Genomic DNA, 24,867 nt, shown 5'->3' on the forward strand with positions numbered 1-24,867 from the left:
TACCGCGGAGCCTGCCCTCATGCCCAGTAGCCGATTCGATCTCTCGGACCTGACCCCCGGCGTCGTCGCCATCCTGGGCATTCTCGTCCTTTTCTTCGGCCTCTTCCTGTTCTACCCGATCCTGCACGTCCTGTTGAACGCCTTCTACACGGACGAACAGTTTTCCGTGGAGTTCTTCGGGCTGATGCTGCAGAGCCCCGTGCAGCAGCGGGCGCTGATCAACAGTTTCGAGCTGGGCATCGTCACGACCGCCCTCACGACGATCATCGCCCTGCCCATGGCCGTCGCCCTCGTGCGGTACGATTTCATCGGGAAGGGCCTGCTGGGCGGACTCGCCCTCGTGCCCATGATCATGCCCCCTTTCGTGGGCGCCATCGGGATGAAGCAGATGTTCGCCCGGTTCGGTTCGATCAACCTGTTCCTCCTGGAAACGGGCCTGATCGACGCGCCCATCGACTGGTTCGGAGGCGGCGGATTCTGGGGCGTCGTGATCCTCGAGGCGCTGCACCTGTACCCCATCATGTACCTGAACATCGCCGCCGCGCTGGCCAACGTGGACCCCAGCCTGGAGGAGTCGGCCCGCAACGTAGGCGCGGGCGGCTTCCGACTGTTCCGCACCGTTACGTTCCCGCTCATGCTGCCCGGATACTTCGCCGGCGCGATCATCGTCTTCATCTGGGCCTTTACGGACCTGGGCACGCCCCTGATCTTCGAATTCCGCGAGGTGGTGGCGGTCCAGATCTTCAACATGTCCACCGACGTTCACGCGAATCCCCTGGGCTACGCCCTGGTCGTCTTCGTTGTCCTGGTCACCCTCGCCCTGTTCTACCTCTCCAAGAAGTTCTTCGGCGGCCGCCATTACGAGATGGTCGCCCGCGGCCACGTGGCGTCGGCCTCGAAGCGCGCGACCTCGTTCGAGACCGTACTGATCTGGGGCATGCTCCTCTCCATCACGGGCATCGCGCTGATCCCCCACCTCAGCGTGGTCCTCACCTCCGTGACTGAACGCTGGTTCATGACCGTGCTCCCCACCGACTACACCGTCGCCTATTACGGGCAGATCTTCGCCCACGACCTGACCCTGCTTTCCATCCGGAACAGCCTGTGGCTGAGCGTGATGAGCACCATCATCGATATCGTCCTCGGCGTCGCCATCGCTTACCTGCTGACCCGCCGGCGCTTCCCGTTCCGGGACGCGCTGGACGCCGTGGCCATGTTGCCCCTGGCGCTGCCGGGCCTGGTACTCGCCTTCGGCTACATCTCCGGTTTTTCGGGGACCTTCCTGGACGTCCGCGTCTCCCCGGTGCCCCTGCTCATCATCGCCTATGCCGTTCGTCGCCTTCCCTACATGGTCCGGGCCGCCTACGCCGGGTTCCAGCAGATGAGCGTCACCCTGGAAGAGGCTTCCATGAACATGGGCGCCGGCCCCTTGAGAACGCTCTGGAAAATCACCATGCCCCTCGTCCTCGCCAACGTGGCGGCGGGCGCCATACTCTCCTTCTCTTTCGCCATGCTCGAAGTGAGCGACAGCCTGATCCTGGCCATCAAGGAACAGTACTACCCCATAACCAAGGCCATCTACAGCCTGATGGGGCGCATTACCGACGGACCCTACATGGCGAGCGCCATGGGCATGCTGGGCATGATCCTCCTGGCATGCAGTTTGCTGTTTACTGGTAAAGTACTCGGCAGAAGAATGGGCCAGCTGTTCAAGGTATAGAACCAACCACACGGAATCTGCGTCTAACGGAATAGCAGGATTTGTGCGAGAGAGGCCGGAACTTCGGTCGCGGGTCGGATGGTACGGCATGCGGCCGCGTGAATGGTACGGTCTCGCGTGATGAAACGGTTCCAGAGTTGAAACGGTTCCCGGTTTCGGAAGACAAGGCGCAAACCATGTCCACCTTCAATATGGATAACCTCCGGAAGCGTCCATCCAGATTTTCCAGATTCCGCCAGCGAATCAAGCGTACGATGGTGTCCGGACTGATCGCACTCATTCCGCTCACCATCACCGTCGCCGTGCTGAGCTGGCTGCTGACCTGGCTGGACTCCTTCGCCGCGCCGGTCATACGCGGGTTGCTGGGACTGGACACCCGCATCCCGGGACTGGGCATCCTGCTCATGCTGATCGTGATTTTCCTGGCTGGCTTCGTGGCTTCGAACGTGGTGGGCAGGAAGCTGATCACTTGGTTCGAAGACCTCATGATGCGGCTTCCCGTCGCGCGAAGGGTGTACCACCCGGTAAGGAAAATCCTGGACACCTTCACGATGACGGGGGAGACCAGGACCTGGAAGACCGTCGTGGTCGAGTACCCTCGCCGCGGCGCGTGGATGATCGCCTTCATCGCTGGTGACATGCCGAGTGAAGAACCAGGTGAGGATCTGGTGAGCGTTTTCGTGCCCAATACGCCCAATCCCGCCGCGGGTCGTGTGGTCATCGTGCCGCGCCGGGACGTGGTACCCGTGGACCTGTCGGTCGAGGAAGCGCTGGAATTCGTCGTTTCGGGCGGAACGGCCTTCAGCAACGTACTGACCCTGCCCGCGCTGCCGTCGCGCAATCAAACGGCGTCCCGGCAGGCGGAGTCCCGTTCGGCGGAGTCCCTGTCGGACCTTCCGGATTCCGCATCACGGGATGGACATCCGGTCTCCCCATCCCGAGGCAACCGTTTGGCACCCGCATCCATGCGTGGCCGGCGCGTTCCCCTGACCCGGTCCGACGACCCGGTGTAGAAACGGCCGGATCCTGTGTCTCCGGGGTTTTCGCAAAAGTCTTGTGTTTTCTTATCTTTATAGTGATTATATATCTTCTACCAACCGTATGGTTTAATATAGCCAGCGCCCAAGGAATCCTCGACGATGTTTGATCTGGTCAACCTCCTGGATATTTTCATCATAGCGGCCCTGATCTACAGCCTCTACATGTGGCTGAAGGGGACCCGGGCGTACCATATCCTGATCGGCCTCGGCATTCTGGGCATCCTCTACAGCATCGCGAACTGGAGCGGGCTGCTCCTGACCAGCCAGATCCTGCAATACCTGCTCGGCGTGACGCTCCTGTTGATCATCGTGGTCTTCCAGCCCGAAATCCGGCAACTGCTGGAACGGGTCAGTCCCCTGGTCATATTCAGGCTCCAGTCCAGTCCCATCTCCCGGCGCATTCTGAAGGAGATCACCGAAGCCTGTTTCGAACTGTCGGAGAAGCGCATCGGCGGCCTGCTGGTCTTCCCCCGGGCGACCGGGATATCCGGCGTCGTGCAGCACGGTGTAAAGCTCGACAGTCTCGTGAGCCAGGAACTGGTCGTCAGCATCTTTCATCCGTCATCGCCGATTCACGACGGCGCGATAATCGTGGAGAAGGACCGCGTCGTCGAAGCCGCCACCTATCTGCCCCTTTCAACCCGTGAGCACCTGCCGCCACGGTACGGCACGCGCCACCGGGCGGCCCTTGGCGTATCGGAACTCGGCGATACGTTCTGCGTCGTGGTATCCGAAGAGAGCGGCGAGGTATCCGTGGCGTCCGGCGGAGATATTTCGGCCATGGCGGACCGGGAGAAGCTCTGGCAGACGCTCGAAAAGTCACTGCTGCCCATCGAGATCCCCCGAAGCAGGCCGTCGATGCGGGAAGCGATGAAGAAGATCGTCGCCCTCCGGCAGGGATACCGGTTCAATCGCAACAACCTTACCGCCAAACTGGCGTCCATCGGCGTGGCGTGTCTGCTCTGGTTCTTTCTGATCGGGCAGCAGCTGTCCGAGATCGCCATAACCGCCGCGCTCGAATTCCAGAACATCCCGGCCAATATCGAGTTGATAGACGTTTCGACCAGCGAGGTAAACGTCCGCGTGCGGGGACCCCAGGGGAGTATTTCGACGCAGACGGCGGACCAGGTCCGCGTTATGGTAGACCTGGACGATATGGAACCCGGGACGCTCACCATGCCGCTCACGGACGCGAACGTGGAGTTGCCCTACGGCGTGGTAGCCACTTCGATCGATCCGAGAAGCCTGACCATAAAATCCGACCGTATCGTAAACCGACGGATCATGATCGACTATGACCTGACCGGCCAGCTGCCCGAAGGGCTGGAGCTGGCGCGAGACGTCAGGGTGGATCCACCCTCGGTGCCGATCACGGGCCGTGAAATGGAGCTCGACCAGATCGAACGGATCATAACGTCGCCTGCGATCGACCTGTCCCAGCTCACCGCAAGCCAGATTTTCGACTGCACCTTGAAAGTCCTTCCTCAAAACCTGACGTTTGCCTCGTTCAGCATCGAAGGGCGCGAGGTCAGTGTCCATATCGACCTGAGACCCGTCGGCGATGGCCAATCGGTATCAGAAGAAACCGCCGGACTGGACCGGGTAGCGGCTTCCCCGCAGACCAGCCTGAATAACCGGCTGAATTCACCTTGACTTAGCCTTACATCCCGTCCTATTTTCCCATGCTATGAGCAGCCTTAACCCGATCTGGCCGAGGGCGGTATGGGCGAGTTGCGCCTTGCTGCTTTCGATCGCTTCCGTATCCGCGGACACAAGACCGTCCGATGGATCTTCTCCGGTAGACGGTCCGATCAATGCGCCGGTCCCTGTTGCGGCCGGGCCGGCCGGGCCACCCGCCGAAGTGGACGGAACGCCTGCGGCGCCCATCAGGTCGAGCAGGTGGAGCACGGGCGTCCGTGTACGTGCGCGGGCCGCCCTTGTGGTCGACATGCAGTCGGGCGAAGTGATCTACCAGAAGAACGCGACGTCGCCGTTCCCGGTAGCGAGCATCACGAAGCTGATGACGGCCGTGACCTACATGGGTTTGAATCCGGACCTTGAAAAGAAGATCAGCATCACCCGGCAGGACGTCTACCGGTCGAACTGGACGAAACTGAGATACAGGGAACGGGTCTCGGTCCGGGATCTGCTATACGCCACCCTGGTCGCTTCGGACAACGCGGCGGCCCGGGCGCTGGCCCGGGCGACGGGCCTGACGATCGAGGCGTTCGTGGAGCAGATGAACGAAACGGCGGCTTCACTCGGACTGGCGAACTCGCGATTTACCGAACCCACCGGATTGGATTCAGGCAATACGTCCACCGCGGTGGACTGCGTAGCCCTTCTGTGGAATGCGCTGCAGGACGACCTGCTGGCGGAAATCCTCCTGGCGAAGGAGTACCGTTTCGGCACGAACAGGCGCACGCACACCATCAGGACCACCAACCGGCTGGTCCGCGAACCGGTATCCGAAAGCCGGTGGGCGTGCGTAGGCAGCAAGACCGGATACATCCGTAGAGCCGGGTATTGTCTCGTGCTCAGGGCCGTCGGCAACGAAGGCGACGACCTTTATGCCGTCATTCTCGGTGGTCCGACGAGCAGGACCCGGTTCACGGACATGCGGCGCCTGCTGGACTGGAGCGTGAAAACCGCCCCTGCCGCGGGACCGCAGGCCGGGGTCGGCGGCTGACGCAGGCCGGTGTCGGCGGCTGACCGAATACGGGGTGAAAACGATCGGAGAACGTCCGGGTGGACGTATCTTCAGCACAGGTTGAGGAGAGCGTATGTTGGCGACGATTGGTTTCAGCGTGATCGGTACGGTAATCCTGGGTCTTGTCGCGATCGGCCTGGTCTACCTGATGGCCCTCGCGGGAGGCGGGCAGCGCGTACGCGCCTCCGCACGGCGCCCGGGCGGCAGAACCCGGCCCTCCCGTCCCGGCGACCGTGGATGACCCGGAGCTTCCCGCGATGATCCCCCTTCGCAGAAGCGTGCGCGCCCTCCTGCTGTGCGGCATCGTCCTCGGGTGGGCGGGTTACGAAGGGCGAGCGGCCGAGCGCGAAAACGGCAGGCTGACCATCGCGCGGATGAAGTACGACGGCGGAGGCGACTGGTACAACGACCCCGAGGCCATTCCCAACCTGGCCCGGGAGCTGCAGTTGCGTGCGGGCATAGAGACGAACCCGGATCAGCGCGTCGTCGCCCTGACCGATGATCTCCTGTACTCTTCCCCCTTCCTTTTCATGACCGGCCACGGCGAAGTCAGGTGGAGCGAACCGGAAATCCGGAACCTCCGGACCTACCTGACGCGGGGCGGTTTCCTCTACGCCGATGACGATTACGGGATGGACGAGGCATTCCGCAGGGAGATGAAACGGGTCTTTCCGGACAAGGATTTCGTCGAGCTGCCCTTCGACCATCCGATCTACCACATCATCTATGACTTCCCGGCCGGTCCGCCCAAACATCATGAGCACGACGGCAAGCCGGCCCAGGGGTTCGGGCTCTTCCACGACGGACGGCTGGTGGTGTATTACACGTACGAAAGCAATGTCAGCGACGGCTGGGCCGACGAAAAGACCCACAACGATCCGCCGGCGAAACGCGAAGCCGCGTTCAGAATGGGCATCAACATCGTCGCATACGCGCTCTATCGTTGACGCGGGTGCCGGCTTGCGGTATACTGAAACCCGGAAGGCGAAACGGACGTCTAACCACTAAAGACCATACGGCCGCTGAAGCCGCGGTTCAGTAACGCACGAAGGAACCAGGAAAAGGAGTCCCATCATGAACCTCTGGCAAACGATCAAGTCGGAATTGGACGGTCCGATCGAAACCGTGCGAAAGAGCCTGTCCGGCGCGCTGGACATGGCCGAAGATCTCACGCGGAAGGGCCGGATCAAGCTGGAGATCCAGTCGGCCCGTGCCGATATCCGCAACCAGATGACCGAACTGGGCGGCAGGGTGCACCAGTTGGTGGTCGATGATGGCATCACCGACGTGTCGGGAGATACGGAAGTGAACGGCATCCTGGATCGCATCAAGGCATCGCAGCAGAACATCGAGGACCGGGAAGAAGAACTGCAGCGCGAGGATGCGGAACCCGCGGAGAAGAAGGCCTCCTGACGCGGCGCCGCCACGCAGGATGAAAGGTTGAGCACCGACCCCGGCATGCCGTCGACGCATGCCGGGGTTTTCTGTTTCCCCTCCGATACGTTTTCCTTGATTTAGGCCTGCGGTCCCTTACAATTTCAGGACACCCCGTCCACCGAGAAAAACCATGCAAACGCCCGGAACGACGATGCTGCCGATGCTACGAATCCTGCTCGGTTCCCAGCAAACGGGACTGATACTCGTCATCCTGCTGCTCGGCGCGGTACTCTCCGTTTTCGCGGGGTATCACGTGGACCGTACCACGGGCGAGCTTGTCAACAATTTCCTGAATTCCCGTACGCTGATGCAGACGGCCACGGACGCCAGTTTCTTCGTGATCATGGCCGTCGGGGCGACCATGGTGATCATCTCCGGCGGGATCGATCTCTCGGTCGGCTCGATTTACGCCCTGTCCGGCGTGATGACCGCCATGGTCCTGCGGGCCGTGGCCCCGGAAGCTCCCTTCGCGGTGGTCGCGCTGGCCGTCGTGACCTGCGTCAGCCTGGGGGTGCTGTGCGGCCTCCTGAACGGGTTGATGGTGGTCGGACTCCGCGTGCACCCCTTTATCGTCACGCTCGGTACGATGTGGGTGTTCCGCGGTGTGGCTTTCGTGGCCAGCGAGGCGGAGAGCATACTCGTGCCGCAACCTCTGACCGACGCGATCAAGTTGTCTTTCGGATCCGACGCCCTCTACCCCATGCCTATGATCATCATGCTCCTCATCACGGCCGCCGGCGCCGTTTACCTGTCCAGAACCGTCATGGGCCGCCATATTTTCGCCGTGGGCGGCAACGTGGAGGCCGGCCGATACGCCGGTTTGCGGATCGACCGGATCCTGGTCGGTGTATACGTGATTTCTGGACTCACCGCGGGCATCGCCGCGCTGGTGGGCAGCAGCTACTACGGCTCGGCCTCCTGCGCCGATGCCACGGGTTACGAACTCTACGTGATCGCTTCAGCGGTCGTCGGCGGCGCGAGCCTTCGCGGTGGCCGGGGAAGCGCGGTCAACGCCATGCTCGGCGCCATGTTGATCGTCCTTATCCGCCAGTCCATCCGCACCCTGCACCTGGACCAGAACTACGAATGGGTCGTGATCGGTTGCGCGATCATCGTCGCCGTCGTCCTCGACCAGGTGAACCGCCGGCTCACGGCACGCAGACTGGCCGGAGCGGACCGGTCCGTGACCATATAGACGCGTTCAGAAAGGAATGAAATCGATGATACCCCTGAAGAAGACGCTACGAACGATGCTCGTGCCGGCCTTGCCGGTCGTGTCGGCCGCGCTGACCAGGCTGACCAGGCTGACCGTGCTGGCCATGCTGACCGCGGGCCTGTCCATTGTTGCGGCAGGTTGCGGCGGCGCCGCACCGCCGGACGACAACCGGCTCGTGATATCCATGATCGCCAAGAGCACGACCAATCCCGTGTTCCTGTCGTCCCGTACCGGCGCGGAGGCAGCGGCCAGGGAGTTGTCGGAAGCCCACGGCGTCGACATCGTGATCGACTGGCGCACGCCGCCGACGGAGGACGGCCAGGTACAGGCGCAGCGTATCGCGCAGGCCGTGAACGAAGGCGCCGACGTGGTACTGATCTCCTGTTCGGACGCCGCCAAGGTCACGGGCGCCATCAACGACGCGGTGGACCGGGGCGTACCGGTCATGACCTTCGACAGCGACGCGCCGGACTCGAAACGGTTCGCTTTCTTCGGTGTGGACGACATCAAGACCGGCGGCCTGATCATGGGGGAACTGGCCAAAGCGATGGACGGCCGGGGCCGCGTGGCCATCCTCGCGGGCAACCAGAACGCGCCGAACCTGCGCAAGCGTGTGGAAGGCGTGCTGCAGAAGGCCGCCGAGTATCCGGAGATTTCGATCGTGGGGACCTTCTATCACATTGAGACCCCCCAGGACGCCGCCGCCGAAGTCGTGCGCGTCAACAATGCCTATCCGGACATCGAGGGATGGGCCATGGTCGGCGGATGGGCGCTCTTCACCCAGACTCTGCTCACCGACCTGGATCCCGAGCGCATGAAGATCATCTCGGTAGACGCGCTGCCGCCCCAGCTGACCTACATCGAACAGGGCATCGTACCCGTGTTGTGGGGGCAGCCGACCTACCTGTGGGGATACGAATCCGTCCGCCTGATCGTCGAGAAGATCCACCTGAAGCAGGATGTGCCCGTGATCAACCCCCTCGAACTGGTCCACGTGTCCCAGGAGAACCTCGGCGAATGGGCGGCGATGCTCCAGGGGTGGGGATTCACCGACGTGCCCGAACGGTACCTGCAGATGGATGAACAACCCGCCTCGGGCGACTGATCCGCCTCGGGCGACTGATCCGGATGAGACGTCCGTCATATGCGGTCGTCCGACCCTCCGGTTTCCTCATGGACCGCAAGCAACCGAACCCCTACATCGAATTCGACCGGATCACGAAGCGGTTTCCTGGCGTGACGGCCCTCGACGAAGTAACCTTCGGAATCGAAGCGGGTACCTGCCATGCCGTGGTCGGCGAGAACGGCGCCGGCAAGAGTACGCTGGGCCGCATCCTGACCGGCATATACGGCCTCGACGGCGGACAAATCCGCATCGACGGCCGGCCCGTGCAGCTTCTTGAACCGGGAGACGCCCTGGAACTGGGCATCGGCATGGTCCACCAGGAGCTTGTTTTCTGCGAGAACCTCTCCGTCGCCGAGAACCTCTGCCTGGGGAACCTGCCGGCCCGGAGCGGGTTCGTCTCCGACCGGAAGATGGCGCAACGCGCACGTCAGCTGCTGTCGGCGATCGAGGTCGACATGGACGTGGAGACACCCATCGGAAAGCTGCCGGTGGCCCAGCAGCAACTCGTTCAGATCGCGGCGGCCCTGGGCAGCGGCGCCCGCGTGATCGTCTTCGACGAGCCGACCAGCAGCCTTTCCCACGTGGAAGCGGAACGGCTACGTGAGAACATCCGTCATCTCAAGTCGAAGGGGGTTACGTCGATCTACATCTCCCACGACCTGGACGAGATCTTCCGCCTGTGTGACGTCGTGACGGTGCTTCGAGACGGCCGGCACGTGGCCACCCGGCCGGTCGCCGAACTCGACCGGCCGGCATTGATCAACCTCATGATCGGCCGCACCTTCGAGGCCTATTTCCCCTCCCACGTGGACACCGAGCCCGGCGGAGAGATGCTGACCGTGGAAGACCTGTCGAGTCCCGGCAGGTTCGAGGACGTGTCCTTCTCGGTACGGTCCGGGGAGGTACTGGCCCTGGCCGGCCTGGTGGGCGCCGGCCGTACCGAAGTGCTGCAGGCCGTGTTCGGGTTGGACCCCATGGCCACGGGCAGGATCAGCGTATCCGGCCGGCCGTCGAGGATCCGGCATCCGATCGACGCCATGCGGTCAGGCATCGGCCTCGTGCCCGAAGACCGCAAGCGATTCGGCCTCGTCCTGTCGCTCCGCGTGGATCAGAACATCGGTCTGCCCACCCTGGCCAACCGTTCCGATTTCGGATGGATCCGCGGAAGCCGGGAGGAAGACCTGGCCCGGGAATATGTGCGGCGGCTGTCGGTGCGGCCCGACAATGTCCGGTACGACACGGCGGGCCTGTCGGGCGGCAATCAGCAGAAGGTGGTGCTGGCCAAGTGGCTGGCCGCGAACTGCCCGATCCTGCTCATCGACGAACCCACCCGGGGGGTGGACGTGGGCGCCAAGTCGGAGATGCACGCCCTTATCGATCAGCTGGCCCATGAAGGCACGGCCATCGTGCTCGTGTCGAGCGAACTGCCCGAGGTGCTTAACCTGTCGACGCGGATCCTCGTGCTGCGTTCCGGGCGCATGGCCGGGGAACTCTCCCGCGATGAGGCGGACCAGGGCGCGGTGATGCGGATGATGGCGGGGGTGAAGGGGGGGGAATGATCGTTCAATGGAGGGCTTATGCGTCCCGCTCCCGCCTCCCCGGCGCGGCCGCCACGCCTTCCATGCCGCCGCTAACCCGCAGGACTTCGCCGGTGATCCATCCCGCAGCCGGGCTGCAAAGGAAGGCCACGCCGTTCGCGATGTCCTCCGGTTCGCCCCACCTCCCGAGCGGTATGGCGCTTCGAATCCGTTCGATCATCTCTTCTTCGGAAAGCCCCAGCGTCTTGCTGCGCTGAGCCATGTTGGACCGGTTGAACGCGGTGTAGACCGGGCCCGGACAGACGGCGTTCACCCGGACTCCGTAGGCCGCCAGTTCCAGGGCCATGGTCCGTGTCAGGCTGATGACGCCTTCCTTGGCCGCGTTATAGGCCGCTACCAGGGCCGCCGGGTTCTGTCCGTTGATGGATGAGATGTTCACGATGGCGCCCGACTCCTGACCCTCCATGATCCGGGCCGCCGCACGGCAGCAGTAGAAGGTCCCGGTCAGCGTGACCCGGATGACCCGGTCCCATTCCCCGTCGTCCAGTTCGACGACTGGAGCGACCTTCTGGCCGACCCCGGCGTTGTTGACCAGAATGTCGAGCCGGCCGTGCGCTTCGGCGACCTCCTCAAACAGACGCTTGACCGAGGCACTGTCCGAAACGTCCACAAAAGCAGGGAGCAACTGCAGGCCCGGTTTGCGGAGTCTGCCGGCTTCCTCCTCGACCTTCTCGCGTTGCAGGTCCGCCATCACGACGGTTGCGCCGTTGCGCGCCAGCCGCTCCGCGATGCCCAGTCCGAGCCCCTGCGCCGCACCGGTCACGACCGCGATATGGCCGTCTATTCGATGGGGAACGTCCATGACGTTGATCCTTTCATCTCTCCAGTCTCTCCGTGCCGATGTACATCTCGGTGTACACGGTATTATTCTCCCAGAAAGGATAGAATCCCGCGCGATCCTGTTTCAGTCCCTTTAGCCACGGCTTGCGGAGCTGGAACCGGTGGTCGTGCCACAGAAACGCCCCGCCTGCGTCGGAGGTCAGAATCCATTCCGCTTCTTCGTAAAGCCGCATCCGGCTGTCCTGGTCGGCTTCCGTCCGGGCCCGGTCGATCAGGTCATTATAACGCACATTGTTCCAGTCGTGCCGGGTAAAACCGCGGGGCTGGGAGCGCCAGGGCACGCCCAGCAGGCTCTGTGGGTCCGAGAAGTCGGCACCGTAGCTGACCATGCCGATGGGTATCTCCCATTCGTACATCAACCGGTTGAAGGCGTTCGCCTGCATGTTGCGGATCTCGAGCCGGATGCCGAGAAAGTCGAGCAGCTGTTCCTGGATCATCTGTACGGCCTGACCGCTCTGTGACGAGGGCGGCGCGTCGCGTAGCCATACCTCGAGGACGGGGAATCCCCTCCCGCCGGGATATCCGGCTTCGGCCAGCAGGCGTCGGGCGGCTTCCGGATCGAATTCCTGCAGGTGCCGCAGCCTGTCACCCGCATATCCGGGGAAATTGGGGGGACGCATGCCGTAGGCCGGCCGGACGGCGCCCTTGAACAGGACGTCGGCAATGGTCCGCTTGTCGATGGCCCGGGCTATGGCCTGGCGCACGCGGACGTCGTTCAGGGGAGGTTCCCGGGTCCGGAAGAACAGGTACACCGTAGATACCCCGTTGAACTTCCAGAGTTCTTCCTTCAGCCCGGGATCGTTGCGGATGCGGTCGAGATCGGCCGGGCTTCCCACGCCGACCAGGTCCACTTCGTCGTTCTCGTACGGAAGCAGGCCCACGCCGCCGGACGCGCTGCCGGTCCCCGCCGTCCCCGAGAAGAGGCGGACGATCTTCCTCAGATGACCGGGGTTATTGCCGCTGTAATGTGAATTTAGCCGAAACGTCATGTATTTGCCCTGCACCCATTCATCCAGCCGGAAGGCCGAGTTGCTCACGCACCGTCCGGCTTCCGTCCACCTCGCGCCATACTTTTCCACCTGCCACCGCGGCACCGGCGAGGACGCCGTGTAGGAGGTTACGTAGGGCAGGTAAGCACAGGGTTCTTCGGTTTCAATTTCGAAGGTGAGATCATCGATCGCTCGGACTCCAAGGAGGTCCGGGTCGTCGATCTTTCGCTGGTTGTATGCCTTCGCGCCCTTGATGTCGTAGTAGAAGAAGGCGTACACGTTGCCGCTGTCCGGGTGGAGCAGGCGCTTGTAGGTGTATTCGAAGTCGTGGGCGGTGACGGGCGTGCCGTCGCTCCAGCGCGCCCCGGGATGGAGGTGGAACGTCCAGGTTCTTCCGTCGGAAGAGCGTTCCCACCGGTCTGCCGCACCTGGGATGAGCGCTTCGTTCTCATCGACCATGCAGAGCCGTTCGAAGAGGAACGCGCTGCCCAGGGACTCGTACAGGGCGACGCTGACGTCCAGGCTGGAGGGTTCGTTGGAGAAGTAGCGGAATACCTGGCGTTCTGGGGGCGCCGCGTCCGCCGGGAGGGGCCTGGCCGCGGCTTCTTCCGACGGGACGGTCTCGACAAACGGATGGCCGGGAGGGTCGGCGGTGCGGTAGCCGCAGGACGTGGCCGAAAGCAGGGCGACGAGTAATCCATATATGCAAAACGGGTGGTATGGCCTGCAAGATACTAGCATGTGCCCTCGCCTTGCCCTTGGTGTTCCTCGGGCTCACATCCCCAGCAACTTCCTGGCGACCTCGCGTGCTTCATCCAGCGTTTCCACGATATGCGCCACGGGAACGCGCTGGATGATGCCGAGGGCGGAAAGGGTATCCTCGACGTAACCCGAAAGGGACATGACGATGAACGCGGTATTTTCGCTCGTGGCTACGTCCATGAGCTGTTCGACGACCATGGCCGCGCTGTCGTCGATGTACGTAGCCCCGGAGAAATCGAAGATGACGACGTCATGGTCTTTGATGTCCTCGCTGATCACCCCCACCAGCTTCTTGGACGAGGCCACGGTGAAACTGCCCCTGAGCGCGACCAGGCCTACGCGGGCCGTGAATTCGTCCATGCCGTCGGTATCTTCTTCCTGAGTGAAAAACTGACGGTCAAGCAGCGGAACGGACACCACGCTGTCCAGCTCGAGGCTTTCCAACTTCCTGGCGTGGGCCATGCCGGCGACGATCAATCCGATGGCCACGGCGGTGACCAGGTCGACGAATACGGTCAGTCCCAGGGTGATCAGCAGAATGATGAGATGTTCCCCTCGGAGACGGTGGATACGCTTCAGCATCCGCCAGTCGACGATGTCCCAGCCGACCTTCATCAATATGCCCGCCAGTACGGCGTGGGGGATCGGCTCGACGATCCAGCCAAGGCCCATGAGAAGCACCAGGAGTATGGCCGCACGGACCGCGCCGGACAAACGAGTGGTACCACCGGCCCGGATATTGGTTACCGTGCCCATAGTGGCGCCCGCGCCGGGGAGACCGCCGATCAACCCGGCCACCATGTTGCCGATGCCCTGGCCCACCAGTTCCTGGTCCGCCCGGTGGCGCGTCCCCGTCAGTGAATCGGCGATGAGGGAGGTGAGCAGGCTGTCCACCGAACCCAACAGGGCGAGGATGAGCGCGGGTTCGATGGCGCGCAGCAGGAAGTCGGCGGTGGGCGGCACGAGGATGATTTCCGGCAGGCCAGAGGGTATGACCCCGATTACAGGCACTCCGGTCAACCAGAGCACGCTCAACAGCGTGCCGACGACGAGCGCTACCAGGGTCCCGGGCACGATTCGCGACAAAGCCCTGGGCCAGAGTACGCCGACGGCCAGGGTGACGAAGGCGATCGCGAAAGCGCTGTAGTTGATGTCTGCTACGGCATCCGACAGCACCTGGATGGTACCGACGACGCCGCCCGGGGCGGCGGGCGCGCCGATGAAGGGCAGAGCCTGGATCAGCATGACGATCAGGCCGATACCGGACATGAATCCCGAGATCACCACGTGGGGGGTGTAGGCGACGTAACGGCCGATCCGCAGCACGCCCAGCAGAATCTGCAGGAAGCCGCCCATCATGACGACGACCAGGGCTTCGCTCATCGAACTGGCGTGTTCTGTGATGATGACCGCCATGGCCACGGTCATGGGCGCCGTGGGACCGGATATCTGGGAACGGGTCCCGCCAAACAGCGCGGCGAACAGACCGACGCCGATCGCGCCGTACAGCCCGGCCGCCGCACCCATGCCCGACGCGACGCCGAAGGCGAGTGCGACCGGCAGGCCCACTACCGCCGCGGTTATCCCACCGAACAGATCGCCGCGAAAAGTGTCCAGGCTGTAGTTCAACTTAGCGCTCCCGTACCTGACTGATTGGGCTTGCATCACGGGGAAAGCAACGTATCTTCGCTGTCTAGAAGATAATTGAGCAGGTTCCTTGTAAAAGAAGAAACCTATTTTTGAATTTAAGGGAATAGAATCGTCGACGGCGGAGTCTAAAACATCGACCCGGCCAGGTCAATATTTCCATCCTTGTATTATCAGTCTGCGCTGTAATAACGACGCGCGAATGATCAGAAAGGGACGACTGCGTCCATGTGCGGCCGCCTCTCACAGAACCTGACCTGGCAGCAGATCTACACGCTGTACACGTTGCCTGTTTCCGCGCCCCGGCTTGATCCGCAACCCAGGTTTAACGGTGCGCCAACCCAGGATTTCGCACTCTGCCGCCTGGACGAAAGTGGGATGAGATCCATGTGCGTGCTTCGCTGGGGACTGGTCCCATTCTGGGCCAAAGACGTAAAGATCGGTGCGCGGATGATCAACGCCAGAGCGGAGACCGTCCAGGAGAAACCGGCCTTCCGAACGGCCTTCCGTACGAGGCGGTGCCTCATCCCGGCGAACGGATGGTTCGAATGGAAACGGACCGGGCCGACCGGGGGCGGCAAGAAACCTTATTTCCTGGCGCTTGAAAACGGTTCGGCCCTTTCCTTCGCCGCACTGTGGGAACAGTGGGGCCGGGACGGCCAGCATCTCGAAACGTTCACCATCATCACGACCGAAGCTTCGCCCGCGCTTTCGGATATACACGATCGGCAGCCCGCGGTGGTCGATCCGGACGATTATACCGACTGGCTCGACCCCGGGACGCCCGTGGAAACACTTCAGGAGATCATTGGAACGCCCCACGAAGGACCCTATGAAATCCGTCCGGTGAGCGACCGGGTAAACCGGGTGGCCAACGACACGCCGGACATCCTGAAGCCGCTGGTGAGACAAACGCTGTTCTGACGGCTTGACTCGATCTTTTGGCGCAATCAAATGTACCCGAGGCGCGCACCGTGGTTCAACCACCCCGTGGGATTCCGAAAGACGATGCCGGAATGCTCCGGCGACTCGTCCTGGCCGTGCTGACGTTCGGCATCGTCGGCGTCGGTTTCGAACTTGTACTGCTGGATCACATGGAAGACCCCTGGCAATGGGCGCCGATCGCACTGCTGGCGGCCGCGCTGCCGGTTTCAATCTGGCTCATCCTTTCGCCCGGTTTCGCCATCGTACGGACGTACCAGGCCATGATGGTACTGTTCGTCATTTCCGGATTCGTCGGGCAGTGGCTGCACTACCAGGGCAACGTGGAGTTCGAACTGGAAATGTATCCGTCGCGGCAAGGGCTCGAATTGGTGTGGGAAGCGCTGGGCGGCGCTTATCCGTCCCTCGCGCCGGGCACCATGACATTGTTCGGTTTGCTTGGCCTGGTGACCTGCCTACGGCATCCGGCCCTTCATACCAATCCTGAATCCACCAAAACCCTGGAGAAATCATGACGAACTTAATGAACCCCCGGTCTGTCTTACTACATTCGCTGATCACCGGCCTGTTCGCGGTCGTGATGGGAGGATGCGGCGGTTCGGAACCGGACGGCACGGGCACTCCGGGCGATCCCGCCCAGGCCGAATCGGCCGTCGAATCGGCGTCGGCGGTCATCAATCCCAATCTCGCCGGAAGCGACGATCTCGGGATGCTACCGGGTATGACCTCAGAGCTCGCGGACGCGGTGCTGGATGCGCGTCCCTTCATGGACATGATCGAACTGGACGGGCTAGTCGCCGGGCAGCTGGGCGGCGATGAGGCCGCCGCGCTCTACGCGCAGTTGTTCATACCCCTGAACCTGAACACGGCCTCGGACGATGAGATCCTGCTGGTACCCGGCGTGGGAGACCGGATGCTCCACGAATTCAAGGAGTACCGCCCCTATCTTTCCATCGCCCAGTGGCGGCGGGAAATGGGCAAGTACGTGGATGACACGGAGGTCGCCCGCATGGAACAGTACGTGTTCGTCCCCATCGACCTGAACACGGCCACGGACGAGGAGATACTCGCCGTGCCCGGCGTGGGCGAGCGCATGGCCCATGAATTCAGGGAATACCGTCCGTATACCAGCATGGAGCAGTTTCGCCGTGAAATCGGTAAGTACGTGGACGATGGTGAGGTGGACCGGCTGGCAAGATACGTGGAGATCCGAAGCCAGGATCCGTAGAAGAAAGCGTGCCGATTGAGGGAATCGTTAATCGGGGTGGGGGGATTTGAACCCCCGACCCCCTGCTCCCAAAGCAGGTGCGCTGACCGGACTGCGCTACACCCCGAAAACACCGGATAATGATACGGTCCGCCGATGGTCCTGTCAAGGCAAACCCCGGTCGCATCGGTCCTTGAGCGGGTCCGGAAGCGGCCGACTGTGGTAATTCAACGATGAAACTGGCCGTCAACGGAAGGATGGACGCCGAACACCTCGCCTTCGCCCGTCAACTGGGGGTAACGGACGTGGTGAACGGGGTGCCGGACTGCGACTTGTCTAAGGGGTATTACGACTTCCATGACCTGTCGCTCCAGAAGGCACGCATTGAAGATGCCGGCCTGGCCTGGTCGGTGCTCGAGGGCGTACCCCCCGAGTGGTGCGACAAGATCAAGCTGGGACTGCCGGGTCGCGACGAGCAGATCGACAACTGGTGCAGGACGCTGGAGAACATGGGCGCGGTGGGCATCCCCGTCCTGGGTTACTTCTTCAGCCTGCGCAACGTGGGCGGCAACTACGGGCTGCGCACGTCCAAATCGACGCGGAGCCGGGGCGGCGCGATCGTCACCCGTTTCGACTACGAACAGATCCGGGGCGCGAGGCAGGACTACTGGCGTCCCCCCGTTCCCCGGGACCTGGAACGGTCCGACGAGGACATGTGGCGCAACGTCGCCTATTTCCTGGAGGCGGTCATACCGTCGGCCGAGCAGGCCGGGGTGCACATGAGCCTGCACCCGGACGACCCGCCCATATCGCCCATCGCGGGAATCGCCCGGGTCTTCCGCAGCCACGAGGCTCTCGCACGGCTCGTCGACATCGTTCCCAGCGACTGCAACGGCCTGGGCTTCTGCCAGGGTACCATTTCGGAAATGCCCGGCAACGTGCTCGACGCCATCCGGTATTTCGGCAGCCGGGACAAGATCAACTACGTTCATTTCCGGTTCGTATCCGGACCCGTTCCCGCGTTCTCGGAAACCTTCATCGACCAGGGACACGTGGATCCCATGGAATCCCTGCTGGCCTACGACGAAGCCGGCGTGGACTGTCCCATGATCGACGACCACGTGCCGCGGCTGGCCACAGATCCGGAGGGACGCCATAACACGTCCAGGGCCTATGCGCTGGGCTACATGAAGGCGCTGTTGGACAACGTCGGGCGATGCCGGGAAGGTGTCGCGTGATCCGCGTCGACCGGGACCGGTTCCTTGAAGAGGGTTTCCTGGTCTTGCGCGGCATGATCTCCATGCGGGATCTCGACGTCCTTCGCCGCAGCTACGAAATCCTCGTGGACCGGCAGCGGAGGATCTGGACGGACGAGGCGGCCCGGGGCAAGGCGCCGGCCGACGTGTGGCGGTCCTCGGCCCAGCCGAGGTTGAACATCACGCGGCCACCGGACCTGGGCGACCGGGAAACGGCGGCGGCTTTCGAGTTCTGGCTCCACGAGAACACCCAGGGCGTGAGCAGTGTGCTCCTCGCCGAAGCCGACGCGCCGCCCACGGAAATGATGCTCATGTGCAACCCGGTGAGAGACCACGGTCCCGCCCGGTGGCACCGTGATTTCTATCCGCCGTTGAACTGTCCGCTCATGGCCTATGCGGACGATATTCTGGAAAGCGGTCCCCGGTACGTCCAGTGGAACGTACCGCTCTATGATGACAGCGTGCTGTGGGTCGTCCCGGGCAGCCACGTCCGGCGCAACACGACCGAGGAAAACGCGTCCATGTCCAGGGATCCGAGATCACCGGTTCCGGGCGGCGTGCAGACCCTACTGCAGGCGGGGGATGGGGTCGTCTACATTCTGCCCATACTCCACTGGGGAAGCAACTACACCACGAAACTGCGCCGCACCATTCACGGGGGGTTCGCGCGCCTTACGCACTGGCATACGACGGCCTGGATCGAGCACCTCGCACCCCACGCCCGCGATACCTGCCTGCGCTGGCGCGATCGCGCCGGCGGTTACATGAACCACGGAGAGGCGGCGTTGCGCGCGGTCCTGGCCGCGGATGCCGGCGCCTATCGAAGCGCGCTGGGTCTCCTGCATCCCGGAAGGGGCGAGAAGGGCGTCGTCAAGTCGACCATCTGTCTCAGCAAAACGGCCCGGCATATCTACAACCAGCATTGCGTGGACCCGGACGACCTTACTGCGCCGGAATCCCTGGGCATAGAGTCGGTCCATCCCATGACCCTGCAATGGGGCAGGCCGCTCGGGGACCGCTTCACCCCGGAGGAAGCGGAAGTCCTGTGGGCGCGGTTCAAGCCTGTCGACGACCTCATGCAATCCGACGAGAACCAGTTGCTGCCGGGTTTCCAGGGCGGCGAGACCCGATATTACTTCGAAGAAGTCCCGCCGGCGCTCACCCCGGACAACTGGTACGCTTCATGGACCACCGGACGAATAGGAAACGGGGCATCCCCATCATGAAAACACCTTCCCTGCTCTCCTTCGAGGCCGTCGTCGGCCAGTCCGACCCCGGCATATACGATATACAGTCCAGTGCACCGGGTCCGGAAGGCAGCCTGCCGCTGACCGGAGACATGTTGCGGGAAAGTCCGAGCGGCGAACTCTTCGGCCTGTCCCAGAACGTGGGCATGGGTTGGAGTCCAGGGGCGCTGAATCGCCGGGAATACCTGATCCTCAGCACCCAGGGAGGGATCCGCGCCTCCGACGGAACACCCGTGGCCCTGGGGTACCACACGGGCCACTGGGAGGTCGGATTGCTCATGCAGGCGGCCGCCGAGGAGCTCACGGCCCTGGGCGGCATTCCCTTCGGCGGCTACTGCACCGATCCCTGCGATGGACGCACCCAGGGCACGCCGGGCATGATGGACAGCCTGCCTTACCGCAACGACGCGGCCATAATCTTCCGGCGGCTGATCCGGTCGTTGCCGACGCGCCGCGGCGTGATCGGCGTGGCGACCTGCGACAAGGGGCTGCCCGCCATGATGATCGCACTGGCGGCGACACACGACCTGCCCTGCGTGCTGGTGCCGGGCGGCGTCACGCTGCCGCCCGAGGAGGGTGAAGACGCCGGCAAGATCCAGTCCATCGGCGCCCGGTACGCCCACGGTGAGATCACGCTGGAATATGCGGCGGACATGGGCTGCCGGACCTGCGCGTCGCCGGGCGGCGGCTGCCAGTTCCTCGGAACGGCGGCCACCTCGCAGGTCGTGGGCGAAGCCTTCGGCCTTTCCCTGCCCCACAGCGCGCTAGCGCCGTCGGGGCAACCCATCTGGACCGACATGGCGAAACGGTCGGCCCGGGCGCTGATGCGGCTGGACGCCGAGGGGCTGACCGTTCGGAAGATCCTGACCGAAGCGGCGCTCGAGAACGCCATGACGGTCCATGCCGCCTTCGGAGGCTCGACCAACCTGCTGCTGCACATCCCCGCGGTCGCCCATGCCGCCGGACTGCGCCGTCCCGGGATCGAGGACTGGGCAAGAATCAACCGGCAGACGCCCCGGCTGGTGGATGTGCTGCCGAACGGTCCGACGGGCTATCCCACGGTGACCGCCTTCCTGGCCGGCGGCGTGCCGGAAGTCATGCTGCACCTGCGCGAAGCGGGCCTGTTGAACGAATCGGTGCTTACCGCGTCCGGTTCTACGCTCGGTGACGTACTGGACTGGTGGCGGACGTCCGACAGGCGGCGGTTGGTCCGCGAGCGCCTCAAGAAGGTGGACGGGATCGACCCGAACGACGTGATCATGTCCCCCGACCGCGCGCGAAACCGGGGGCTGACCAGCACGGTTACCTTTCCCGTGGGCAACCTCGCTCCGGAAGGATCGGTCATCAAGAGTACGGCGATCGACCCGGACGTCGTCGATCCGGACGGGGTATACCGTAAAACGGGACCCGCACGCGTATTCACGCGGGAACGGGACGCCATCGCTGCCATCAAGAGCCGGGGCGATGACCGGATCAAGCCCGGCGACGTGATGGTGCTCATCTGTCGGGGTCCCATGGGCGCCGGGATGGAGGAGACCTACCAGATCACCGCCGCGCTGAGGCACCTGTCCTTCGGAAAGCACGTCGCCGTGGTGACCGACGCCCGGTTCTCCGGCATCTCGACGGGCGCCTGCATCGGTCACGTCGGTCCCGAGGCCCTGGCAGGCGGTCCCATCGGAAATGTCATCGACGGCGACCTGGTGGAAATCGTCATCGACCGTAACAACCTGACCGGATCCATCAACCTGGTCGGCAGCGGGGACCGCACGATCGGCGCGGAAGAGGGCACCCGGCTGCTCGCCGGGCGTTCGCCGAGGAATGACCTGGCCGTCGACCCGAATCTGCCCGATGACACCCGGCTCTGGGCCGCACTGCAGCAGGCCGGCGGCGGAGCGTGGGGCGGATGTGTCTACGACGTGGACGAGATCGTCCAGCGTTTGCAGCACCGTGTCCCGGCCGGACCGGAGCCCGCGAAGCCGTCAAAACCTAAGACGAAGGCAGGTAAAAATGGCAGATAACCCCGCCGTACTCGACCTGAAAGTGCGGTATTTCCAGGACAGTACCCCCGCCGATGTGCCCTGCAGGGAGGAGCACTTCATCCGCCGGGAGTTCCGGATGAACCTGCCCGTCGAACAGACGGCGCTCGTCCTGGTGGACCTGTGGAACGCCCATTTCATCGACAGTTGGATCGAACGGGCCGCCCGGGTCACGCGGGAGGCGATCGTGCCGGCCATCGAGATGAGCCGGAAGGCCGGCCTGCCGGTGATCCACGCCCCGTCGCCGGAGGTGGCGCGGCAGTTTCCCCAGTCGGCCCGGAATCCGAAGGCGCCGGCACCTCCGCGCGGCGGCGCGGACTGGCCGCCCCCGGCGTTCAGGAGCAGGGAAGGCGCGTACCGGGCTTACCGCGGTCCCCGGAGCCAACCCCCGGGCATCGGTCTTCACTGGGATCCCATCAGCGACGGCCTGACGGTGTCGCCGGCCGTGGAGGTCCGTGACGAAGACGTGGTGATCACCACCGGCGCCGAACTGCACGAGGTGCTGGCCGAACGGAACGTGCTCCACCTGGTCTACGCCGGTTTCGCTACCAACTGGTGCGTCCTGGGCAGAGACTACGGCATACGGTCCATGGCCCGGTACGGATACAATATCGTGTTCCTGCGCGACTGCACCGCGGGCGTCGAATTCCCGGACACGCTGGACGAGCTTTTCGTAACGGAAATCGCGGTCCGCGAGATCGAGCAGCAGTTCGGATTCTCGGCGTCCAACCAGGACTACTTCGAGAGTTGTCGGAAGATTGCAGAAGGGAACGCGGATTGATCATCGACACCCACACCCACTTTTACGATCCCTCCAGGCCGCAGGGCGTGCCCTGGCCCGATCCCGGCGACGCATTCCTGTACCGGCGTATCATGCCGGAGGACTTCAAGGGCGAGGCGCGGTCCGAAGGCGTCACGGGCACGGTCGTGGTGGAAGCCAGTGCCTGGGTGGAGGACAACCGGTGGATACTGGACCTGGCCGAGGAAGACCCCTTCCTGCTGGGCCTGGTGGGTCACCTGGAACCACCGGACGAAGATTTCGAATCCGACCTGGACCGTTTTGCCGCCCATGACCTCTTCTACGGCATCCGGTTGGGGAAGGTGCCCGTCGACGATCCGGCGTATCTCAAGGCGCTGGAGCAACTCGCCGCCCTCGACCTCACGCTGGACCTGCTCGTGGGCAAGGAGTGGCTGGCCGGGGTGACCGCCTGTGCGGCCCGTTTCCCCGGTCTCAGGATCGTGCTGAACCACCTCGCCCACGTGCCGGTAACCGGCGGCCGCCCGGACGAGGAGTGGACAGCCGGCATCATCACCGCCGCGGCACATCCCAACGTATTCTGCAAGATATCGGGCATGGTGGAACTGGCGCGGGACGATCCTCCGCCGGAGGACCCGGCCTACTATAAACCGGTCCTCGATGTGCTCTGGAACGCTTTCGGGGAGAGCCGGCTGCTGTATGCCAGCAACTGGCCGGTTTCCTGGAGATTCGCTTCCTACCGCCAGGTGCAGGCACTGGCCATGGCCTGCTTCGAACCGAGAGGGTCGGAAGCCCTGGATAAAATCATGGGTAAGAACAGCAGGGAAGCCTACAGGTGGGTGCCGCGAAACTGACGGGCGTGAGGGTGCCGCGAAGCTGACGGCCGGCCGAGATTCCTACCGGTCTGCCGCCTGGCTAACGGTCTTCGATCGGAACGTACTGACAGACGTCGTCGCCGGTATAGATCTGGCGGGGACGGGCGATTTTCTGTTCCGGGTCGTCCAGCATCTCCGCCCACTGGGCCAGCCAGCCCACGGTGCGGGGAATAGCGAAGAGCACCGGGAACATTTCGAGCGGGAAGCCCATGGCCTGGTAGATGAGACCCGAATAGAAGTCGACGTTCGGATAGAGTTGCCGGTTGACGAAATAATCGTCTTCAAGGGCGATCCGCTCGAGTTCCACGGCGACGTCCAGCAGCGTGTTCTTCTCGGTCACGCCCAGTACCCGGTGGGTCATCTCCTTGAGGATCTTGGCCCGGGGATCGTAGTTCTTATACACCCGGTGGCCGAACCCCATGAGCCGTATATCACCCTGCTTGACCTTCTTGATGTAAGCGGGCACGCGGCTGATGTGGCCGATTTCCTGCAGCATGTGCAGCACCTGCTCGTTCGCGCCGCCGTGCAGCGGACCGTACAGGCCGGCGGCGGCGGCGGCCACGGACACGTAGGGATCGGGCAGTGAACTGCCTACGCTCCGCATCGCGTTGGCGCTGCAGTTCTGCTCGTGGTCCACGTGCAGGATGAATACCACGTCCAGGGCCTTTTCCAGCACGGGATCGGGGGTGTACTTCTCCGTCATCTTGTACATCATGGACAGGAAGTTACCGCAGTACCCCAGGCCATTGTCCGGATAGGTGTAGGGAAAGCCCTGGCTGTGCCGGTACGCGAATGCGGCGATGGTCGGAATCTTGGCGATGAGCCGGTGGATCTGTTCGTTGCGGATCTCCACGTCACGTATCCGCTTCGCCTCGGGGTAGAATGTGGAAAGCGCGGCGACCGTGCTGATCAGGATCCCCATGGGATGGGCGTCGTAACGGAACCCGTCCATGAACTTCTTGATATTCTCATGGACGATCGCGTGATGGGTGATGTCGTAGGACCATTCGTCCAGCTCGGTCAGGGTCGGCAGCATGCCGTGGACGATCAGGAAAGCGACTTCGAGAAAGGAACTGTTGACCGCCAGGTCCTCGATGGGGTAGCCCCGGTAACGCAGGATACCCTTTTCCCCGTCGATGTGAGTTATGCTGCTCCGGCAGGAGGCGGTGTTGGTGAATGCCGGGTCGTAACCCAGCAGCCCGAAGTCGTCTTCGGACACCTTGATCTGTCGAAAGACCGTGGTGGGGATCGCGGCGCCGTACCTGGGATAGGTCCCGTACTGGATCGGGACCTCGTATTTCTTGCCGGTCCGGTTGTCGATGACCGTCAACGTATCGGGCATGCAGTACGACCTCCTGTAAACAGGATGGAGAATGCGCAGGCACCGGGATTTTCGCGCCGTGAAAGCAACAAATTAACGAATCGCGGCCCTTCGGTCAACCGATATTCGATTCCCAACCGG

General features: G+C 63.3%; 21 protein-coding genes and 1 tRNA gene. 17 read left to right on the forward strand and 5 right to left on the reverse strand.

The window, feature by feature from the left end; translation table 11 throughout:
- The first annotated feature begins 19 nt into the window (after nt 1-19).
- From F4X08_02065 to F4X08_02105, 9 genes are all read left to right on the forward strand, one after another.
- Nucleotides 20-1,720 (forward strand): iron ABC transporter permease, encoded by a 1,701-nt coding sequence (locus tag F4X08_02065; protein MYD24580.1) that lies wholly within the window; start codon nt 20-22, stop codon nt 1,718-1,720.
- Nucleotides 1,721-1,896: 176 nt separating this feature from the next.
- Nucleotides 1,897-2,733, forward strand: coding sequence for a DUF502 domain-containing protein (locus tag F4X08_02070; GenBank protein ID MYD24581.1), 837 nt, complete (start codon nt 1,897-1,899; stop codon nt 2,731-2,733).
- Nucleotides 2,734-2,859: 126 nt separating this feature from the next.
- Nucleotides 2,860-4,413 carry a TIGR00159 family protein gene (locus F4X08_02075; protein MYD24582.1) on the forward strand — a complete coding sequence of 518 codons (1,554 nt, stop codon included), beginning with the start codon at nt 2,860-2,862 and terminating at the stop codon, nt 4,411-4,413.
- Between the two features lie 34 nt (nt 4,414-4,447).
- Nucleotides 4,448-5,449, forward strand: coding sequence for a D-alanyl-D-alanine carboxypeptidase (locus F4X08_02080; GenBank protein MYD24583.1), 1,002 nt, complete (start codon nt 4,448-4,450; stop codon nt 5,447-5,449).
- Nucleotides 5,450-5,727: 278 nt separating this feature from the next.
- Complete coding sequence (locus F4X08_02085) at nt 5,728-6,417, forward strand: DUF4159 domain-containing protein (protein ID MYD24584.1); 690 nt, start codon at nt 5,728-5,730, stop codon at nt 6,415-6,417.
- Nucleotides 6,418-6,544: 127 nt separating this feature from the next.
- Entirely contained in the window at nt 6,545-6,883 is a 339-nt protein-coding gene (locus tag F4X08_02090) for a hypothetical protein (protein ID MYD24585.1), read from the forward strand.
- A gap of 154 nt (nt 6,884-7,037) precedes the next feature.
- Nucleotides 7,038-8,102 (forward strand): ABC transporter permease, encoded by a 1,065-nt coding sequence (locus F4X08_02095; protein ID MYD24586.1) that lies wholly within the window; start codon nt 7,038-7,040, stop codon nt 8,100-8,102.
- A 16-nt stretch (nt 8,103-8,118) separates the two neighbouring features.
- Complete coding sequence (locus tag F4X08_02100) at nt 8,119-9,228, forward strand: sugar ABC transporter substrate-binding protein (GenBank protein MYD24587.1); 1,110 nt, start codon at nt 8,119-8,121, stop codon at nt 9,226-9,228.
- Nucleotides 9,229-9,296: 68 nt separating this feature from the next.
- On the forward strand, nt 9,297-10,808 hold the full coding sequence (locus F4X08_02105) for a sugar ABC transporter ATP-binding protein (protein MYD24588.1): 1,512 nt from the start codon (nt 9,297-9,299) through the stop codon (nt 10,806-10,808).
- A gap of 16 nt (nt 10,809-10,824) precedes the next feature.
- On the opposite strand, the gene F4X08_02110 is transcribed toward F4X08_02105, so the two are convergent.
- Genes F4X08_02110 through F4X08_02120 form a run of 3 tightly spaced genes read right to left on the reverse strand, consistent with a single transcriptional unit; the run spans nt 10,825 to nt 15,103 of the window.
- Nucleotides 10,825-11,649, reverse strand: coding sequence for an SDR family oxidoreductase (locus F4X08_02110; protein ID MYD24589.1), 825 nt, complete (start codon nt 11,647-11,649; stop codon nt 10,825-10,827).
- A gap of 13 nt (nt 11,650-11,662) precedes the next feature.
- Nucleotides 11,663-13,417 carry a peptide ABC transporter substrate-binding protein gene (locus F4X08_02115; GenBank protein MYD24590.1) on the reverse strand — a complete coding sequence of 585 codons (1,755 nt, stop codon included), beginning with the start codon at nt 13,415-13,417 and terminating at the stop codon, nt 11,663-11,665.
- 33 nt (nt 13,418-13,450) lie between these two features.
- The gene (locus F4X08_02120) at nt 13,451-15,103 is read right to left on the reverse strand and encodes a SulP family inorganic anion transporter (GenBank protein ID MYD24591.1); all 1,653 of its coding nucleotides are present in this window, start codon (nt 15,101-15,103) and stop codon (nt 13,451-13,453) included.
- Nucleotides 15,104-15,313: 210 nt separating this feature from the next.
- Here F4X08_02120 and F4X08_02125 point away from each other — a divergent pair, with 210 nt between their 5' ends.
- The 3 genes from F4X08_02125 (at nt 15,314) to F4X08_02135 (ending at nt 17,255) form a co-directional block, all read left to right on the forward strand.
- A complete protein-coding gene (locus F4X08_02125; protein MYD24592.1) occupies nt 15,314-16,009 on the forward strand; it encodes an SOS response-associated peptidase in 696 nt (231 codons plus the stop codon).
- A 92-nt stretch (nt 16,010-16,101) separates the two neighbouring features.
- Nucleotides 16,102-16,542 carry a hypothetical protein gene (locus tag F4X08_02130; GenBank protein ID MYD24593.1) on the forward strand — a complete coding sequence of 147 codons (441 nt, stop codon included), beginning with the start codon at nt 16,102-16,104 and terminating at the stop codon, nt 16,540-16,542.
- Nucleotides 16,539-17,255, forward strand: a complete 717-nt coding sequence (locus tag F4X08_02135) for a helix-hairpin-helix domain-containing protein (GenBank protein ID MYD24594.1) — start codon at nt 16,539-16,541, stop codon at nt 17,253-17,255. The genes F4X08_02130 and F4X08_02135 overlap by 4 nt, the downstream gene beginning before the upstream one ends.
- Nucleotides 17,256-17,286: 31 nt before the next feature.
- Here F4X08_02135 and F4X08_02140 read toward each other — a convergent pair.
- Nucleotides 17,287-17,361: transfer RNA gene (locus tag F4X08_02140), tRNA-Pro, on the reverse strand.
- A 106-nt stretch (nt 17,362-17,467) separates the two neighbouring features.
- Here F4X08_02140 and F4X08_02145 point away from each other — a divergent pair.
- Genes F4X08_02145 through F4X08_02165 form a run of 5 tightly spaced genes read left to right on the forward strand, consistent with a single transcriptional unit; the run spans nt 17,468 to nt 23,384 of the window.
- The gene (locus tag F4X08_02145; GenBank protein MYD24595.1) at nt 17,468-18,472 is read left to right on the forward strand and encodes a TIM barrel protein; all 1,005 of its coding nucleotides are present in this window, start codon (nt 17,468-17,470) and stop codon (nt 18,470-18,472) included.
- Nucleotides 18,469-19,716 carry a phytanoyl-CoA dioxygenase family protein gene (locus F4X08_02150; GenBank protein MYD24596.1) on the forward strand — a complete coding sequence of 416 codons (1,248 nt, stop codon included), beginning with the start codon at nt 18,469-18,471 and terminating at the stop codon, nt 19,714-19,716. Before F4X08_02145 ends, F4X08_02150 begins: the two co-directional genes overlap by 4 nt.
- Nucleotides 19,713-21,755, forward strand: a complete 2,043-nt coding sequence (locus F4X08_02155; protein ID MYD24597.1) for a YjhG/YagF family D-xylonate dehydratase — start codon at nt 19,713-19,715, stop codon at nt 21,753-21,755. Before F4X08_02150 ends, F4X08_02155 begins: the two co-directional genes overlap by 4 nt.
- Nucleotides 21,586-22,554 carry a cysteine hydrolase gene (locus F4X08_02160; GenBank protein MYD24598.1) on the forward strand — a complete coding sequence of 323 codons (969 nt, stop codon included), beginning with the start codon at nt 21,586-21,588 and terminating at the stop codon, nt 22,552-22,554. Before F4X08_02155 ends, F4X08_02160 begins: the two co-directional genes overlap by 170 nt.
- Nucleotides 22,326-23,384, forward strand: coding sequence for an amidohydrolase family protein (locus F4X08_02165; protein MYD24599.1), 1,059 nt, complete (start codon nt 22,326-22,328; stop codon nt 23,382-23,384). Before F4X08_02160 ends, F4X08_02165 begins: the two co-directional genes overlap by 229 nt.
- A gap of 61 nt (nt 23,385-23,445) precedes the next feature.
- On the opposite strand, the gene F4X08_02170 is transcribed toward F4X08_02165, so the two are convergent.
- Nucleotides 23,446-24,747, reverse strand: coding sequence for a citrate synthase (locus F4X08_02170; protein MYD24600.1), 1,302 nt, complete (start codon nt 24,745-24,747; stop codon nt 23,446-23,448).
- Between the last annotated feature and the right edge of the window lie 120 nt (nt 24,748-24,867).

The sequence above is a fragment of the Gemmatimonadota bacterium genome (assembly GCA_009841265.1).
Classification (GTDB): domain Bacteria; phylum JAAXHH01; class JAAXHH01; order JAAXHH01; family JAAXHH01; genus JAAXHH01.

What these genes read in the sequence shown, in the direction of transcription:
- F4X08_02170 (MYD24600.1), bottom strand. Translation starts at nt 24,747, where the DNA reads ATGCCCGATACGTTGACGGTCATCGACAACCGGACCGGCAAGAAATAC.
- F4X08_02135 (MYD24594.1), top strand. Translation starts at nt 16,539, where the DNA reads ATGACGAACTTAATGAACCCCCGGTCTGTCTTACTACATTCGCTGATC.
- F4X08_02085 (MYD24584.1), top strand. Translation starts at nt 5,728, where the DNA reads ATGATCCCCCTTCGCAGAAGCGTGCGCGCCCTCCTGCTGTGCGGCATC.
- F4X08_02075 (MYD24582.1), top strand. Translation starts at nt 2,860, where the DNA reads ATGTTTGATCTGGTCAACCTCCTGGATATTTTCATCATAGCGGCCCTG.
- F4X08_02080 (MYD24583.1), top strand. Translation starts at nt 4,448, where the DNA reads ATGAGCAGCCTTAACCCGATCTGGCCGAGGGCGGTATGGGCGAGTTGC.
- F4X08_02115 (MYD24590.1), bottom strand. Translation starts at nt 13,417, where the DNA reads ATGCTAGTATCTTGCAGGCCATACCACCCGTTTTGCATATATGGATTA.
- F4X08_02110 (MYD24589.1), bottom strand. Translation starts at nt 11,649, where the DNA reads ATGGACGTTCCCCATCGAATAGACGGCCATATCGCGGTCGTGACCGGT.
- F4X08_02130 (MYD24593.1), top strand. Translation starts at nt 16,102, where the DNA reads ATGCTCCGGCGACTCGTCCTGGCCGTGCTGACGTTCGGCATCGTCGGC.
- F4X08_02065 (MYD24580.1), top strand. Translation starts at nt 20, where the DNA reads ATGCCCAGTAGCCGATTCGATCTCTCGGACCTGACCCCCGGCGTCGTC.
- F4X08_02160 (MYD24598.1), top strand. Translation starts at nt 21,586, where the DNA reads ATGACACCCGGCTCTGGGCCGCACTGCAGCAGGCCGGCGGCGGAGCGT.
- F4X08_02095 (MYD24586.1), top strand. Translation starts at nt 7,038, where the DNA reads ATGCAAACGCCCGGAACGACGATGCTGCCGATGCTACGAATCCTGCTC.
- F4X08_02100 (MYD24587.1), top strand. Translation starts at nt 8,119, where the DNA reads ATGAAATCGATGATACCCCTGAAGAAGACGCTACGAACGATGCTCGTG.
- F4X08_02090 (MYD24585.1), top strand. Translation starts at nt 6,545, where the DNA reads ATGAACCTCTGGCAAACGATCAAGTCGGAATTGGACGGTCCGATCGAA.
- F4X08_02125 (MYD24592.1), top strand. Translation starts at nt 15,314, where the DNA reads ATGTGCGGCCGCCTCTCACAGAACCTGACCTGGCAGCAGATCTACACG.
- F4X08_02120 (MYD24591.1), bottom strand. Translation starts at nt 15,103, where the DNA reads ATGCAAGCCCAATCAGTCAGGTACGGGAGCGCTAAGTTGAACTACAGC.
- F4X08_02105 (MYD24588.1), top strand. Translation starts at nt 9,297, where the DNA reads ATGGACCGCAAGCAACCGAACCCCTACATCGAATTCGACCGGATCACG.
- F4X08_02155 (MYD24597.1), top strand. Translation starts at nt 19,713, where the DNA reads ATGAAAACACCTTCCCTGCTCTCCTTCGAGGCCGTCGTCGGCCAGTCC.
- F4X08_02070 (MYD24581.1), top strand. Translation starts at nt 1,897, where the DNA reads ATGTCCACCTTCAATATGGATAACCTCCGGAAGCGTCCATCCAGATTT.
- F4X08_02145 (MYD24595.1), top strand. Translation starts at nt 17,468, where the DNA reads ATGAAACTGGCCGTCAACGGAAGGATGGACGCCGAACACCTCGCCTTC.